Origin of the sequence: Sphingomonas faeni, assembly GCF_040407505.1 — a bacterium.
Taxonomy (GTDB): Bacteria; Pseudomonadota; Alphaproteobacteria; order Sphingomonadales; family Sphingomonadaceae; genus Sphingomonas; species Sphingomonas faeni_E.
In genome coordinates this window covers 199827-214346 of the sequence record NZ_JAPZPQ010000001.1, presented here as the reverse complement: position 1 = coordinate 214346, position 14520 = coordinate 199827, and the positions used below count along the sequence as shown (strand labels likewise).

Below are 14520 nucleotides of genomic sequence, written 5' to 3'. Positions count from 1 at the left end.
CAAAGGGCTATACCACCCCAAAGACCGAGCACCCCCGCCAAGGCAAGCTCGCAGCGCAGTTCAGGAGAGACAATGGCCCGCCAGCTCGAACGCTTCCCGAACCTCGTCACGATGTTCTTCGCGCGCGCCGCCGAGAAAGGCGACGCGCCGTTCCTCTGGACCAAGACGAGCGGCACGTGGGTCGCCACCAGCTGGGCCGAAGCGGCGCGCCAAGTCGCCAGCTTAGCCACCGCGCTCACCGCGATAGGCCTGAAGCGCGGCGACCGCGTCATGCTGGTCAGCGAGAACCGCCCCGAATGGTGCCTCAGCGACCTCGCGATCATGGCGGCGGGCTGCATCACGGTGCCGACCTACGTTACCAACACCGAGCGCGATCACCTCCACATCATCGAGAACGCGGGCGCCTGCGCGATCATCGTCTCGACCGCCAAGCTCGCCAAGACGGTGCTCCCCGCGGTGATCCGGTCGAACCAGGCGCAGACCGTCATCGGGCTCGAGGACATGAAGGTCCCTGCCTCCATCGACTTCCACAACTGGCACGCGCTGATCGCCGCGCACCAGACCGCACCCGAAACCGCCGCCGCCCGCGCCGACTTCGCCCGCGAAGACCTCGCCTGCATCATCTACACCTCGGGCACCGGCGGCGCCCCGCGCGGCGTGATGCAGCACCACGGCGCGATCCTCCACAACTGCGCCGGCTGCGCGTCGGTCATCTCGGAGGATTTCGGCTGGGACGACGAGGTCTTCCTCTCGTTCCTACCCTTGAGCCACGCCTACGAACACACCGGCGGCCAGCACTTCCCGATCTCGCTAGGCGGCCAGATCTACTACGCCGAGGGCCTCGAAAAGCTCGCCGCGAACATCGAGGAAACGCGCCCGACGATCATGTTCGTCGTCCCGCGCCTGTTCGAAGTCCTCCGCACGCGAATCTCGAAGACGATCGAGAAACAGGGCGGCGCCTCGGCCTACCTCCTGCGCCAAGCGCTCGACATCGGCGGCAAGCGCTATGCCGGCCGCCTCCGCCTGATCGACCGGCCGATGCAGGCCGCCGTCGCCACGCTCTTCAAGCCTAAGATCTCGAAGAAGTTCGGTGGCCGGTTGAAGGCGATGATCTCCGGCGGTGCGCCGCTCAATCCCGAGGTCGGCCTGTTCTTCGAGGCGCTCGGCCTCACCTTCCTGCAAGGCTATGGCCAGACCGAAGCCGCCCCGGTCATCTCGTGCAACCGCCCCAAGGCCGGCGTCCGCATGGACTCGGTCGGCCCCGCGCTAAAGGATACCGAGGTCCGGATCGCCGAGGACGGCGAGATCCTGGTGCGCGGCGAACTCGTCATGCACGGCTATTGGCGCAACGACGCCGAGACCGCCAAGGTGCTCAAGGACGGCTGGCTCCACACCGGCGACATCGGCGAGATCGACGACCGCGGCCGGATTCGCATCACCGACCGCAAGAAGGACCTGATCATCAACGACAAGGGCGAAAACGTCGCCCCGCAGAAGGTCGAGGGCATGCTGACGCTCCAGCCCGAGATCGCGCAGGCGATGATCGCCGGCGACAAGCGGCCGTACATGGTGGCGCTGATCGTACCCGATCCGGAATGGACGCAGGAATGGTGCGCGAAGAACGGCGACGCGTGCAGCTTCGCGCGGCTGGCGGAGAACAGCGAGTTCCGGACCGCGATCGGGCATGCGGTCGAGCGGGTGAACAAGGACCTGACCGTAACCGAACGCGTGCGACGGTTCGTGCTCGCGGATGGTCCGTTCACGATCGAGAACGAGCAACTGACCCCCAGCCTGAAGATCCGCCGCCACGTCCTGAAACAGGCCTACGGCGAACGTCTGGACACGCTCTACAAATAACCCTCTCCCCCCACGGGGAGAGGGAGGGGCCCGCGCGCACTTGCGCGCGGGAGGGTGAGGGGCGTGACGCTCGCAACGCCTCCGCCAAAGGCCCTCACCCTTCCGCCGCCAAGCGGCTCCTCCCTCCCTCTCCCCGGCGGGGAGAGGGACTAGGCGATCACTTCTTCGCGGAAGCCACGGCCGGCACCACGGCCATCGTCCAGTCCTTCTCCGGCCGCAGATACTTCGCCGCCGTCGCTTGCAACTCGACCGGCGTGGTAGCCACCAGATCGCTCGCAATCCGCTGCGTCGCCGCGATCCGCCGCGGGTCGAACGTCGCCCCGCCGAGCTGCTGCAACCAGAACTGGTTCCCGGTCGAGGCGCGCAGAATATACTGCCCCATCGGCTTCTTGATCCGGTCCAGCTCGTCCGCCGCGATCGGCGTCGATACCAGCTCCGCCGCGATCTGCCGCGCGATCTGGAAGAAGAACGACACCTTGTCCGGCGCGACCTGCCCAATCGCGACCATCCGCCCACCGGTGGTCATGCCCACCGGCCACTGGCTCGACACGTTGGGGCTGTAGCTCGCGCCCGCCGCCTGCCGGAGCCGCTCGAACAGCCGGTCGCTGAACACCTGCGCCAGCACATCGAGACGCCGCGCCTCGACAATGTTGTCGATCCCGCCGCCGGTCGGCCATGCGATCACTGCCGCCGCCTGGTTTTCGGGGCCGGTATGCGCGCGCATCACCGGCGTCGCGTTGTGCGCGGGGAAGCCGACCGGTGCCCCCACCGTCGACACCGCCGTCCGCGGCTTCATTGCCCCGAACGACTTCGCCACCGCCGCGATCGCATCCTCGGTCTTCACGTCGCCGAAGATCGAGACCTCGACCGGTCCGGTCTTCAGGATCGGCTCCCAGAACGCGCGGAAGTCCTTCGCGTTCAGCGCCTCGACAGTCGGCTTCGACGGGGTCCCCCAACGCGGATCACCCGCCCGGAGTAAGCCCTCGAGGTCGCGCGACAACACACCGTCGGGCGACGAGTCATAGCCTGCGAACCCCGCCAGCGCCGCCACCCGAGCACGCGCCACCGGCGCCGGATCCCAGGCTGGGAACGCGAGCTTGGCCGCCATCAGCCGCAACTGATCGGCATAATCCGCGGGTGACGTGATCGCGCTCAGCGTGAACGCATCGTCGTCGATCCCGAAGTCGAGCCCGATCCGCCGACCCGCGGTCAGCTGGTCGAGATCGCCCTGGTCGAGCTTGCCGATACCCCCTGCGACCAGCGCAAGATCGCCCGCCCACGCCGGCGTCGGCCGGTTCGACGGGATCGCGGTATAGCCGCCGCCGAACCGCACGCGCACATACACGCGCCCGGTCTCGCCCGCGTTCGGGAACAGCAGCACGCGCGTGCCGTTGGCGAAGTTGACCTGCTCCATGTCGAACGCGGCGATCTTCTCGCGGCTCGCGACGACACCCGGCTTGCCGAGCGACGGCAGCTTCGAGAAATCGATCGCAGCCTGCGCACGCCGCTTGCCTGCCAGCCCCGATACGTCCGCCTTCAAAGCGGTCGCCAACTTGTTCGCAGCCCCCGCATCAGGCGTCTGCGTATTCACGAGAGCGCGCGTCGTGCCCTCGAAGATCGCCTTGCTCGACGCAAGCAGCGTGGCAGGCGTGAACATGCCCTTCGCCTTGGCGTCCTGCAAAATCTTGTACGACGTTTCCGGCCCCGCGACCGTCTCGCGAATATCGAGCGCGCCGACCATGTCGTCCGCCTGCTTCGACCCCGCCTCGACCTTCGCCGTCTCGACGCTGGTCCGCATGATCGTGTCGAAATCAGCATATTCGCGGTCGACTTCGGCCTGGCTCGGCGCGTTGGTCTGCGCGTCGGCGATCACCGCGCGGACGTCCTTCAACGCCGCTTCCCAGTCGGTGCCGATCGGCACGATATTGACGCTGGTCAGGTTCGCGGAGCGCGACACGTCGTCGATCGACACGCCGGCTTGCAGGAAACTCCCGCCCGCCCGCGCCCGCGTCTCGAGCCGCCGACTGATCAGCCGGGTGGCGAGCACGTCGACCAGCCGCTTCTGGTTCATGATCGCGGTGTCGTCCTTATACTCCCACGGCCGCACCACGCCGAGCGTCACCACCGCCGGAATCGCCGGCTCGGCGATCGTCGCAGAGACCGGCGCCTTCGGATCGGGCTTGCCGAAGCTGGGCGCCGGCACGAACGGCCCGATGCCCTTCCAGTCCGCGAAGTTCTTGACGATCAGCCGCCCGAACAGCGCCGGATCCATGTCGCCCGAGATGATGACGACGGTGTTTTCCGGCCGATACCAGCGATCGTGAAACGCCTTCACCGTGGCACCAGTGGCGGCCTCCAGCGTCTTGATGTTGCCGATCGGCGAGCGATCCGCGAGCGGCTGCCCGGCGAAGAAGGTCGCGCGGATCGCATCGCCGAACCGTACCTGCGGCCCCGGCTGCTCGCGCTGTTCGGCCAGCACGACTGGCCGCTCGGCGGTGACGGAAGCGTCGGTGATGACCGGCTTCTCCATCATCCCCGACATGATCTTCAGGCTCTCGTCGAGGCCGGACTCGGTCGCGGACGGAAGGTCTAGCTTGAAGGTGGTCGAAGTCGGCGTCGTCTGCGCGTTGGTGTCCGAGCCGAAGGTCGCCCCGAACCGCTGCCACACCCGCTTGGCCTCGCCATCCGGCACGTATTCGGAGCCGCGGAACGACAGATGCTCGATGAAATGCGCAAAGCCCCGCTCGCTATCGGTCTCGTTCAGCGACCCCGCGTCGATCCGCACGCGCACCGATACCTGGCCCGGTGGCACGCCGTTCTTCCGCACCGCGAACCGCATGCCGTTGGGCAGCGTGCCGAACTTCCACTCGGGATCCCGCGTGAGATCGCTGCCCTTGTACAGCCACGCGGTCGTATCGATCCCCGGCAGCTCGGGAAGCGTCGGCGCCTCCTTGGTGGGGGTGGATACGGCCTGCTGCGTCGCCATCTGCCCGCTCGCCGGTATGGCGAGGCCGAGGATGACGGGGAGGAGGACGGGAGCGCGGTACAAGCGCGAAAAGGACACCATGGTTCACCTGTAGCGGTCGCGGGCGTCGCTCGCCAGTGCCCTGCCTCCGCACCGAGCGCGCGGCGCCATCATTTCGTCCAACACTGCCGGTATATCGTGTCCTAACAGGGGGATCGGCGGCGCAGTGTGCCGGGATACAGGGTAGAGATGACGGTCGGAGCCGAACTGGGGCAGTCTTCATTGTGGCGGGAATCGGGCGAGCCGGCAGCACGCCGGGGCGCCCGAATGCCCGATCTGAACGTGATCTCGGGCGCACCCAAACCGGGCGCGCCGATGGTCGCCGAAGCCAACCGCCCGCTGATCATCCGCGTCGGCAAGCACCTACGCGGCGTGTTCGATCGCATGATCGCGTCGTGCTCGCTGGTCGCCAACGATCCAGTACTCGACGTCCGCGACTTCGCCTGGACCGCAGGCCTGCGCGAGAACTGGGCCGCGATCCGCGACGAGGCCGTCCGCGTCGCGCTGCAAGGCGAAGCGTCGCCCAGCCTTGCGACGATCTCGCCCGATCACCGCTCGATCGCCGAGGTCGACAAATGGCGCTCGTTCTTCCTCTACGGCTACGGCTATCCGATCGAGGAGAGCCTAGCACGCTGCCCGCACACGGCGGCGGCGGTCGCGCGCATTCCCGGCCTCAACAGCGCGTTCTTCTCGATCCTCGCGCCGGGCACGCACATTCCCGAGCACCGCGGCGTGACCAAGGGCCTCATCACTTGCCACCTCGGCCTGATCGTCCCGCGCGACGGCGACGTCCGCATGCGCGTGCACGATCGCACCGTCCGCTGGGCGGAAGGCGAGACCTTGGTGTTCGATGACACCTATCAGCACGAGGTCTGGAACGACACGACCGGCACCCGTGTCGTGCTGCTGATCCAGTTCGAACGCCCGCTGCGCAACCCCGGCAAGTGGATCGCTGACCTGTTCCTCGGCGTCGTCCGCCGCTCCGCCTTCGTCCAGGACGCGGTCCGCAACATCGGCAGCTGGAACGCCGCGGTGAAACAACTCGACGTCTAAGCGATCTCGCATGAGAGGTTGCACCGATCCGGACCGATCTCCGGACGTCGTTGTGGTCGCCTACTGATACGCTCGGCCCAGCAGTGGGAGAGTGCGTCGTGGACAGTGATCGTACGAAACCGAGATTCATCCTGACGATCGATGGTGGCGGCACGCGCGGGCTGATCCCCGCGCTGATCCTCGCCGAGCTGGAACGCCGGATCGGCCGGCCACTGCACGATTGCTTCGATCTGATCGCCGGTACGTCGACCGGTGGAATCATCGCCGCCGGCCTCACCGCCCCCAGCGAGGCGGATCCGAAACGGGCCGCCTGCACGGCGAGCGACCTCGTCGATATCTACCGCAACGAGAGCAAGCGGATATTCCCGCACATCTTCGGCATACCCCTTCGCGTACCGGGCTGGCCCTATAGCGCCCGGCCGCTCGAGCGGATCCTGGCGGCGCGGATCGGCACACGCGTGACGACGCGCGATGCGCTGACGAATATCGTCATTCCAGCGTATGACCTGCTGGCGCGCAAGGCGGTGTTCATGGCCGGCGGCCCCGATTATAACCGGAAGCTCGGCATCCCGGAGCGGGTGTTCCCGCTACATATCGCCGCACGCGCGACATCGGCGGCCCCGACGTTCTTCAAGCCGGCCGGCATCGACGATCCCACCAAATTGGAACCGGATCTGCTGATGGTGGACGGCGGCGTGTTCGCCAACGATCCGACGATCACGGCGATCATCGAGGGGCGCAAGCTCGGCTGGCATCTCGGCGACATCGAGATCCTGTCGCTGGGTACGGGCCGGTCCGATCGCCCCTATCCCTCCGCGCGGAACTGGTCGTTCCTCGGCTGGGTGAACCCGTTCCGGGGCGTGCCGATCTTCTCGGTCCTGATGCAGGCCGGTTCCAGTACGATCTCCTATCAGGCCCGACGGCTGGACACCGCCGCGTATGACCGCGCCGATTTCCCGTTGCCCTCTGGTGATGGCGGACTGGACAATTCGAGTGCCGCGTATCTCGCCGCTCTCACCACGCTGGCAGAGGACTGGATCGCTGCCAACGATGCGATGTTCACCCGCTGGGCCGACAAGCTACGGACCAAGCAGTCAGGTCCGCCGCTACCGCTCGCGGCGTAAGTCCTGACGCAATTTACATGGGTCGCGTTGCCAGACAGCCAAAGCGCAGTACCGGCGCGAATGAGTTAGCCGGAATGCCCTCACCCCCCGAAAGAAACCGTTTCCCGTTCCGCGCTTGATCCCCCGGCCCCTTCGGGCCACATGCCCCTCATGCTCATCGAAACGGAATCCACTCCCAACCCGTCGACGCTGAAGTTCCTGCCGGGACGCACCGTCATGGAAGCCGGCACGCGCGACTTCGCGACGCCTGAAGAAGCCGAGGTGAGTTCGCTCGCCGACGCGATCTTCGGCCTCGGTGACGTCACCGGCGTGTTCTTCGGCCGCGATTTCGTCTCGGTCACCGCCGCGCCCGGCACCGCCTGGTCGGACCTCAAGCCCGAGGTGCTCGCGATCCTGCTCGATCATTTCTCCGCCGCGATGCCGCTGTTCAAGCCCGCGCGTGCCGGCTTCTCGGTGCCGTCCGACGAGCCGGCGCTGTCGGACGATCCCGCAGACGCCGACATCGTCGCGCAGATCCGCGAACTGATCGACACGCGCGTCCGCCCCGCGGTGGCGAACGACGGCGGCGACATCGTCTATCGCGGCTTCGACAAGGGCAAGGTCTTCCTCCAGTTGCAAGGCGCCTGCGCCGGCTGCCCGTCGTCGAGCGCCACGCTCAAGAACGGCATCGAACAGCTGCTGAAATACTACGTCCCCGAAGTCACCGAAGTGAGAGCCGTCTGATGCGCGAGAAACTCGACGACACCGTCCTCGATGCCGTCTTCCGCGATGCCCGCAGCTACAACGGCTACACCGACCAGCCGGTCGCCGAGTCCGAGCTGCACGCGATCTGGGACCTGATGAAGTGGGGCCCGACCTCCGCTAACCAGCTCCCAGCACGCCTGATCTGGGTGACCAGCGACGAGGCCAAGCAGAAGCTCGCCGATGCATGCAGCGCGCAGAACCAGCCGAAGATCCTCAACGCCCCCGTGTCGGTGATCATAGGCATGGACACCAATTTCCACGAACACCTGCCCGAGCTGTTCCCGCATGCCGATGCGAAATCCTGGTTCGACGGCAACGCCGAACTGCGCGAGGCATCTGCGTTCCGCAACTCGACGTTGCAGGGTGCGTATTTCATCATCGCCGCGCGGATGCTCGGGCTCGATACCGGGCCGATGTCGGGGTTCGACGCGGGCAAGGTCGATGCGGCGTTCTTCCACGACACGCCCGCGGTGCGGACCAACTTCATCTCGACGCTCGGCCACGGCGATCCCGCGACGATCTACGCCCGCTCGCCGCGCCCCGATTTCGCGAAGTTCAACACTATAGCCTGAAGCGGGACCTGCTCCCTCTCCCCTGCGGGGAGAGGGTCGGGGTGAGGGGCAGTTGGGAAGGGTAGCGCTCGCGGCGCCCCTCACCCTGCCCTCTCCCCTGAGGGGAGAGGGTAAGAAGTAATGCGCACTTTAGTCATCGAAACATCCACCACCGCCTGCTCGGTCGCCCTGATCGAAGACGGCGCGATCATCGCCCACGCGCACGAAGTCGTCGGCCGCGGCCACGCCGAGCGCCTCATCCCGATGATCGCCGAACTGCCGGAAGGCGGCCGAGCCGACCGTATCATAGTCGATTGCGGCCCCGGCAGCTTCACCGGCGTCCGCGTCGGCATCGCCGCCGCGCGCGGTCTAGCGCTAGGCTGGGGCGCGGAAATCGCCGGCTTCTCCTCGCTACCGCTCATTGCCGCCGCCGGTTTCGCCGACCGCTTAACCGACGATATTGCGGTGATCATGGAAGGCGGGCATGGCGAGGTCTTCATGCAAGCGTTCTCCGCCGATCTGTCGCCGCGATCCGACATGGTATCGCTGAAGCCCGAGGCCGCGATTGCCGCGCTGGCAGGACGGCGCGCAGTCGGCAACGGCGTCCGCTGGCTCGCCACACTCGACGACGGCTTGGACCTTACAGAAGCGTTGCCCAATGCATCGTCGGCAATCCTGCTGCCTGAGACGCTGGCCGCGTTGCAACCAAGCCCGATCTACGGCCGCGCGCCCGACGCCAAGCCGTCGGTCCCGAAATAATGGCCACGCGCCAGGCCGCCACGCGCACCGTCACGCTCCGCACCGGCGACGCGCGCGATCTCGCGATCGTCGACGCGCTGATGACCGAGGCGTTCGACCCACGCTACGGCGAGGCGTGGACGCGCAGCCAGTGCCTGGGCGTGCTCGCACTGACCGGCGTCCACCTCACGATCGCGTTCGTCGACGACTTTCCCGCCGGTTTCACGATGACCCGGTCCGTCGCCGACGAAGCCGAATTGCTGCTGATCGCGGTCGCGCCCGACTATCGCCGCCGCGGCGTCGGCACGGCGCTTATCCGAGCGGCAATCGCAGATTGCTCGGTCGGTAGCATCGCCAAGCTCCACCTCGAGGTCCGCGCAGGCAACGACGCGGTCAAGATGTACGACGCGCACGGCTTCACGAAGGTCGGCGAACGCCGCGCCTATTACCGCGGCAAGACCGGCGTCGCGTATGACGCACATACATATTCGAAAGATATCAACAGCTAAGGCTTATTGCGAGTCACTATCCCTTTTCGCAACAGCGCGGAGGCCCTACATGGCACTCAACGAGGGAACGACACATGCCGCGCAAAATCGATCTGGAAGCACTCTGCAACGAGAAGGGCCTGCGCATCACCGAGCAGCGCCGCGTGATCGCGCGCGTGCTGTCCGAGGCGGACGACCATCCCGACGTCGAGAAGGTCTATGAGCGCGCGTCGCAGATCGATCCCGGCATCTCGATCGCGACGGTGTACCGCACGGTCCGCTTGTTCGAGGAGGCCGGCATCCTCGACCGCCATGATTTCGGCGACGGTCGCGCGCGCTATGAGCCTGCACCCGAGGCGCATCACGATCACCTGATCGACGTCGAGAGCGGCAAGGTGATCGAATTCGTCGATCCCGAACTCGAGCAGTTGCAGAAGGCGATCGCGGAGAAGCTGGGCTTCCGTCTGGTCGATCACCGCATGGAACTCTACGGCGTCGCGCTCACACGCAAGGACTGACGCGATCGGCCGGATCCGCCTTGCCGCGCGGTTGGCGGCGCTGTTGCTAGCGCTGGTCCTGGCGCTGCCGTTGCACGGGATGTGGCGGTTGTTCGGGCGAAAATCGCCGTGGCCGCCGCGGTTCCTGGGGTTGGTCTCGCGCATAGTCGGCGCCCGCCCCCACGTCGTCGGCACGCCGCGTCGCCATGACGTCGTCTTCGTCTCGAACCATCTGAGCTGGATCGACATCCTCCTCCTGTCCGGCGCAACCGGCACCGCGTTCGTCGCCAAATCCGAACTCCGCGGCGCGCCGCTGGTTGGCTGGCTCTGCACGCTCAACCACACGATCTTCGTCAGCCGCGCCGACCGCATGGCCGTGACCGCCCAGATCGCGCAGATCCGCGACACGCTGGCGGCCGACTGGCCCGTGACCCTGTTCCCCGAGGGCACGACCGGAGACGGCACCACGCTCCTTCCCTTCAAGGCGGCGTTGCTGGCAGCCCTCGACCCGCCCCCGCCCGGTGTGAAGGTCCAACCGGTCCGCATCGACTACGGCGCGGCCACCGACGAACTCGCCTGGGTCGGCGACGAGCCCGGCCAACACCACGCCGCCCGCGTCCTGAAGCGCCGAGGCACATTCGTTGCGACACTGCACTTCACCGAACCCTTCGCCCCCGCGGAATACGGCGATCGCAAAGCCATAGCCGCCGAAGCAAGGCGCCGCATGGAAGCGCTGTAAGCCAAGACCAAAGAGTGTTCCCCCGCGAAGGCGGGGGCCCAGACTGGACTCCCGCCTTCGCGGGAGAACAAGGGAGGGAAGCTCCCACCTATCCTTAATCTCAGCCGCCACCCCGGCGAAGGCCGGGGCCCAGTTGGAAAGGTCGCAGTAACGAGGCGCAGAGCTCAGTTAGCGACGTCCCACAACTGGACCCCGGCCTCCGCCGGGGAGGTGCAAATCGCCAAGCGCCCTTCCACGCTTTGCAAGCAACGACGCCCCCTCCCCCCGCGCGCGGAAATTTGATAGGGTGCGGTCATGTCCCCCAAAACCTTCCACGTAAAATCCTTCGGCTGCCAGATGAACGTCTACGACGGCGAGCGCATGGCCGAACTGATGGCCGCCCAGGGCCTCACCCAAGCCGACGCAGTCGACGCCGACGTCGTCGTCCTGAACACCTGCCACATCCGCGAACGCGCCACCGAAAAGGTCTATTCTGACATCGGCCGCCTCCGGAAGGACCAGCGCCGCAAGTCGGGCAAGACCCCCATGATCGCCGTCGCCGGCTGCGTCGCGCAAGCCGAGGGCGAGGAGATCTTTACGCGAGCCAAGGTCGACATCGTCGTCGGCCCGCAGGCCTATCACAACCTGCCCGACCTGGTTGCGAAAGCCGCCGCCGGCACGCCCTCGCTCGACACCGACATGCCGCTGCTGTCGAAGTTCGGCGCGCTCCCCTCGCGTCGGAAGGTCGCCCCCTCGGCGTTCCTCACCGTGCAGGAAGGCTGCGACAAATTCTGCACCTACTGCGTCGTGCCCTACACACGGGGCGCAGAAATCAGCCGCCCGTTCGCAGCGATCGTCGACGAGGCGAAAGCGCTGGTCGACGCCGGCGCGCGAGAGATCACGCTGCTCGGCCAGAACGTCAACGCCTGGTCGGAAAACGAGCGCGGCCTGCACGATCTGATCCGCGATCTCGACCGCATCCCCGGCCTCGCGCGCATCCGCTACACCACCAGCCACCCCAACGACATGACCCAAGGCCTGATCGACGCGCACCGCGACATCGAGAGCCTGATGCCGTTCCTCCACCTCCCCGTGCAGTCCGGCAGCGACCGCGTGCTGAAGGCGATGAACCGCAGCCACACCCGCGACTCGTACCTCCGCCTCCTCGACCGCGTCCGCGCCGTCCGCCCCGACATCGCACTCTCGGGCGACTTCATCGTCGGCTTCCCCGGCGAGACCAACGCCGAGTTCGATGACACGCTGAGCCTCGTCGACGCGGTCGGCTACGCGCAGGCCTACAGCTTCAAATACAGCCCCCGCCCCGGCACCCCCGCGGCGTCGATCGTCGAACAGGTCCCGGAATCAGTCATGGACGAGCGCCTCCAACGTCTCCAGGCCGCGCTCAACCGCGACCAGCACGCCTTCAACGCCGCCACCGTCGGCCGCACCTGCACCGTCTTGCTCGAACGCGCGGGAAAACTCCCTGGCCAGTTGATCGGCAAATCCCCCTGGCTGCAATCGGTCCACCTGATCGGCAACCACGCGATCGGCGACTTGGTGGAAGTCACGCTGGCGGCGGCAGGTCCCAACTCCCTGACCGGTATCGAACGGATCGCCGAAGCCGCCTGAGCCCCAATCTGATCCTACCCCGCAAGGGGGAGGTGGCAGGCTCTTGCCTGACGGAGGGGGAGGCAAGCGCCAACGCATAGATCCGTGTCTTCGCCCTCCGTCACCTGCGGCGACACCTCCCCCTTGCGGGGGAGGATCGCAACGGCGTCCCTGAGGCATCAAAGTAAAACGCGCGGCTCGCGAAACCACCCCCCGCGATTTCGCTGTCCTACACCCCGATCGCCTGTCACACTCGCCCCCGATGCAGCTTCGCCCACGCGACTCGAACCATCTCTCGGCCAGTGCTCCGGCGCGGCTTGAACGCGTCGCCCGCGATGCTCATCTTCCTTTCAAAGGTTACGGTTCGACGCTTCCAGGCGTAACCTTTGACACCCTGAAAGGACCGTATGAGCCGTAAACCCGTTCCCGCCCAGTCCGGTGACCGCGCCCGAGTCGAGCTGCTGTTCGACAAGCCCCAATTGCTCGTCCGGCTGTTCGGCCAATACGACCAGAACCTGGTAGCGCTCGAAAATCGTCTCGGCGTTTACATCACCGCACGAGGGAACAAGATCGGCCTGGAGGGCACCGCCGAACAGGTCGCCAAGGCGCGTGACGTGCTCCACGATCTCTACGCCCGCATCCAGCGCGGCGAGGACGTCGACGCCGGCCTGGTCGACGCGTCGATCGCGATGGCGGACGAACCCGTCCTCGAAGGCATCATCCGCGCCGATGCCGGTGGCGGCGGTGCTCCGCCGATCATGATCCGCACCCGGAAGAAGACGATCGTGCCGCGCACGCCGGCGCAAGCGCACTACATGCGCGAGCTCGCCAACAACGACATGATCTTCGCGCTCGGGCCGGCAGGCACCGGCAAGACCTATGTCGCGGTCGCGCAGGCGGTGCAGCAGCTCATCAACGGCAGCGTCCAGCGTCTCATCCTGTCACGACCCGCGGTCGAAGCCGGCGAACGCCTCGGCTTCCTCCCCGGCGACATGAAGGAGAAGGTCGATCCCTACCTTCGCCCGCTCTACGACGCGCTCTACGACTGCCTCCCCGCCGAGCAGGTTGAACGCCGCATCGCATCGGGCGAAATCGAGGTCGCCCCGATCGCCTTCATGCGCGGCCGCACCCTTGCGGATGCCTTCGTCATCCTCGACGAAGCGCAGAACACCACGCCCGCACAGATGAAGATGTTCCTCACCCGCTTCGGCCAGAACAGCCGCATGGTGATCTGCGGCGATCCGAAGCAGGTCGACATCCCCGGTGGCGTCGCAGCGTCCGGCTTGGCAGATGCAGTCCGCCGCCTCGAAGGCGTCGAGAGCATCTCGATGTGCCGCTTCACGGTCGGCGACGTCGTCCGCCACCCGATCGTCGGCCGCGTCGTCGAGGCGTACGAAGGGACCGATGGTTGATGCTCGGGATATCCCGGAGTATATCCGGGATATCCCAGGAGGATGACGATGGCGTCTCTCTACATCAAGGACAACGAAACAGCCGAGCTCGCGACGGAGCTTGCGGCACGTCTGGGCGTGACCAAGACCGAGGTCGTTCGTGATCTACTGCGTAAGCGCAAAGCGGAACTGGCACCGGAAGCTCCTCCGCTAAGCATGCGAGAACGATTGCGCGCCTGGCGCGAGGCGCATCCATTAGGCGAGTCCACAGGACTTGAGGCCGACAAGGCCTTCTACGATTCGTTGAACGATGAGGACGACGATTGACCATTCTCGTCGACGCATCCGCTATTGTCGCAATCATTCACGGCGAGCCGGAAGCGGATGATTTCGCCGATGTGATCGAGGCGCACGTCGACCGCTATTATTGCGCGGTCGGCGCGTGGGAAGCGGCACAGGCGATCGCAAGGTTGAAAACCGTCAGCCTCCAGCAGGCGGCCGACCTCATTTCGAGCTTTGCGTATGAAGCCGGACTTCGTCTCGTGCCGATCGGCCACAGCGAAGGCCAGCAGGCAATTGTCGCGGCGGCACGCTACGGCAAGGGCCGCCACCCCGCTCGCCTCAACATGGGCGATTGTTTCGCCTATGCCTGCGCGAAAACTCATGGCGCGGAACTTCTCTACAAGGGTAATGATTTCGCCCTGACCGATCTCGCCTGAAGGACCT

At 66.4% G+C, this 14520-nt stretch carries 14 protein-coding genes; 13 read left to right on the top strand and 1 reads right to left on the bottom strand.

Features of this window, described 5'->3' with window-relative positions:
- The first annotated feature begins 72 nt into the window (after positions 1-72).
- Complete coding sequence (locus tag O6X71_RS01030; RefSeq protein WP_353464081.1) at positions 73-1857, top strand: AMP-dependent synthetase/ligase; 1785 nt, start codon at positions 73-75, stop codon at positions 1855-1857.
- Between the two features lie 157 nt (positions 1858-2014).
- Here the strand turns inward: O6X71_RS01030 and O6X71_RS01025 are convergent, their stop codons facing one another.
- On the bottom strand, positions 2015-4924 hold the full coding sequence (locus tag O6X71_RS01025; RefSeq protein ID WP_353464080.1) for a M16 family metallopeptidase: 2910 nt from the start codon (positions 4922-4924) through the stop codon (positions 2015-2017).
- Positions 4925-5149: 225 nt separating this feature from the next.
- Here O6X71_RS01025 and O6X71_RS01020 point away from each other — a divergent pair, with 225 nt between their 5' ends.
- From O6X71_RS01020 to O6X71_RS00965, 12 genes are all read left to right on the top strand, one after another.
- Entirely contained in the window at positions 5150-5935 is a 786-nt protein-coding gene (locus tag O6X71_RS01020; RefSeq protein ID WP_353464079.1) for an aspartyl/asparaginyl beta-hydroxylase domain-containing protein, read from the top strand.
- Between the two features lie 98 nt (positions 5936-6033).
- A complete protein-coding gene (locus O6X71_RS01015; protein ID WP_353464078.1) occupies positions 6034-7059 on the top strand; it encodes a patatin-like phospholipase family protein in 1026 nt (341 codons plus the stop codon).
- A 150-nt stretch (positions 7060-7209) separates the two neighbouring features.
- Positions 7210-7782 (top strand): NifU family protein, encoded by a 573-nt coding sequence (locus O6X71_RS01010; protein WP_353464077.1) that lies wholly within the window; start codon positions 7210-7212, stop codon positions 7780-7782.
- Entirely contained in the window at positions 7782-8375 is a 594-nt protein-coding gene (locus tag O6X71_RS01005; RefSeq protein ID WP_353464076.1) for a malonic semialdehyde reductase, read from the top strand. The genes O6X71_RS01010 and O6X71_RS01005 overlap by 1 nt, the downstream gene beginning before the upstream one ends.
- A gap of 120 nt (positions 8376-8495) precedes the next feature.
- On the top strand, positions 8496-9113 hold the full coding sequence (tsaB, locus tag O6X71_RS01000) for a tRNA (adenosine(37)-N6)-threonylcarbamoyltransferase complex dimerization subunit type 1 TsaB (RefSeq protein WP_353464075.1): 618 nt from the start codon (positions 8496-8498) through the stop codon (positions 9111-9113).
- The gene (locus O6X71_RS00995) at positions 9113-9601 is read left to right on the top strand and encodes a GNAT family N-acetyltransferase (RefSeq protein ID WP_056489215.1); all 489 of its coding nucleotides are present in this window, start codon (positions 9113-9115) and stop codon (positions 9599-9601) included. The genes tsaB and O6X71_RS00995 overlap by 1 nt, the downstream gene beginning before the upstream one ends.
- Positions 9602-9675: 74 nt before the next feature.
- Positions 9676-10098, top strand: coding sequence for a Fur family transcriptional regulator (locus O6X71_RS00990; protein ID WP_056047123.1), 423 nt, complete (start codon positions 9676-9678; stop codon positions 10096-10098).
- Between the two features lie 43 nt (positions 10099-10141).
- Positions 10142-10816: a lysophospholipid acyltransferase family protein gene (locus O6X71_RS00985; protein WP_353464074.1), complete on the top strand. Its 675-nt coding sequence runs from the start codon at positions 10142-10144 to the stop codon at positions 10814-10816.
- A gap of 294 nt (positions 10817-11110) precedes the next feature.
- Positions 11111-12424 (top strand): tRNA (N6-isopentenyl adenosine(37)-C2)-methylthiotransferase MiaB, encoded by a 1314-nt coding sequence (miaB, locus tag O6X71_RS00980; RefSeq protein WP_353464073.1) that lies wholly within the window; start codon positions 11111-11113, stop codon positions 12422-12424.
- A 386-nt stretch (positions 12425-12810) separates the two neighbouring features.
- On the top strand, positions 12811-13815 hold the full coding sequence (locus tag O6X71_RS00975) for a PhoH family protein (protein ID WP_056057614.1): 1005 nt from the start codon (positions 12811-12813) through the stop codon (positions 13813-13815).
- 48 nt (positions 13816-13863) lie between these two features.
- Positions 13864-14121 carry a type II toxin-antitoxin system VapB family antitoxin gene (locus O6X71_RS00970; protein WP_120300446.1) on the top strand — a complete coding sequence of 86 codons (258 nt, stop codon included), beginning with the start codon at positions 13864-13866 and terminating at the stop codon, positions 14119-14121.
- Positions 14118-14513 (top strand): type II toxin-antitoxin system VapC family toxin, encoded by a 396-nt coding sequence (locus O6X71_RS00965; RefSeq protein ID WP_353464072.1) that lies wholly within the window; start codon positions 14118-14120, stop codon positions 14511-14513. Before O6X71_RS00970 ends, O6X71_RS00965 begins: the two co-directional genes overlap by 4 nt.
- Positions 14514-14520: the final 7 nt, after the last annotated feature.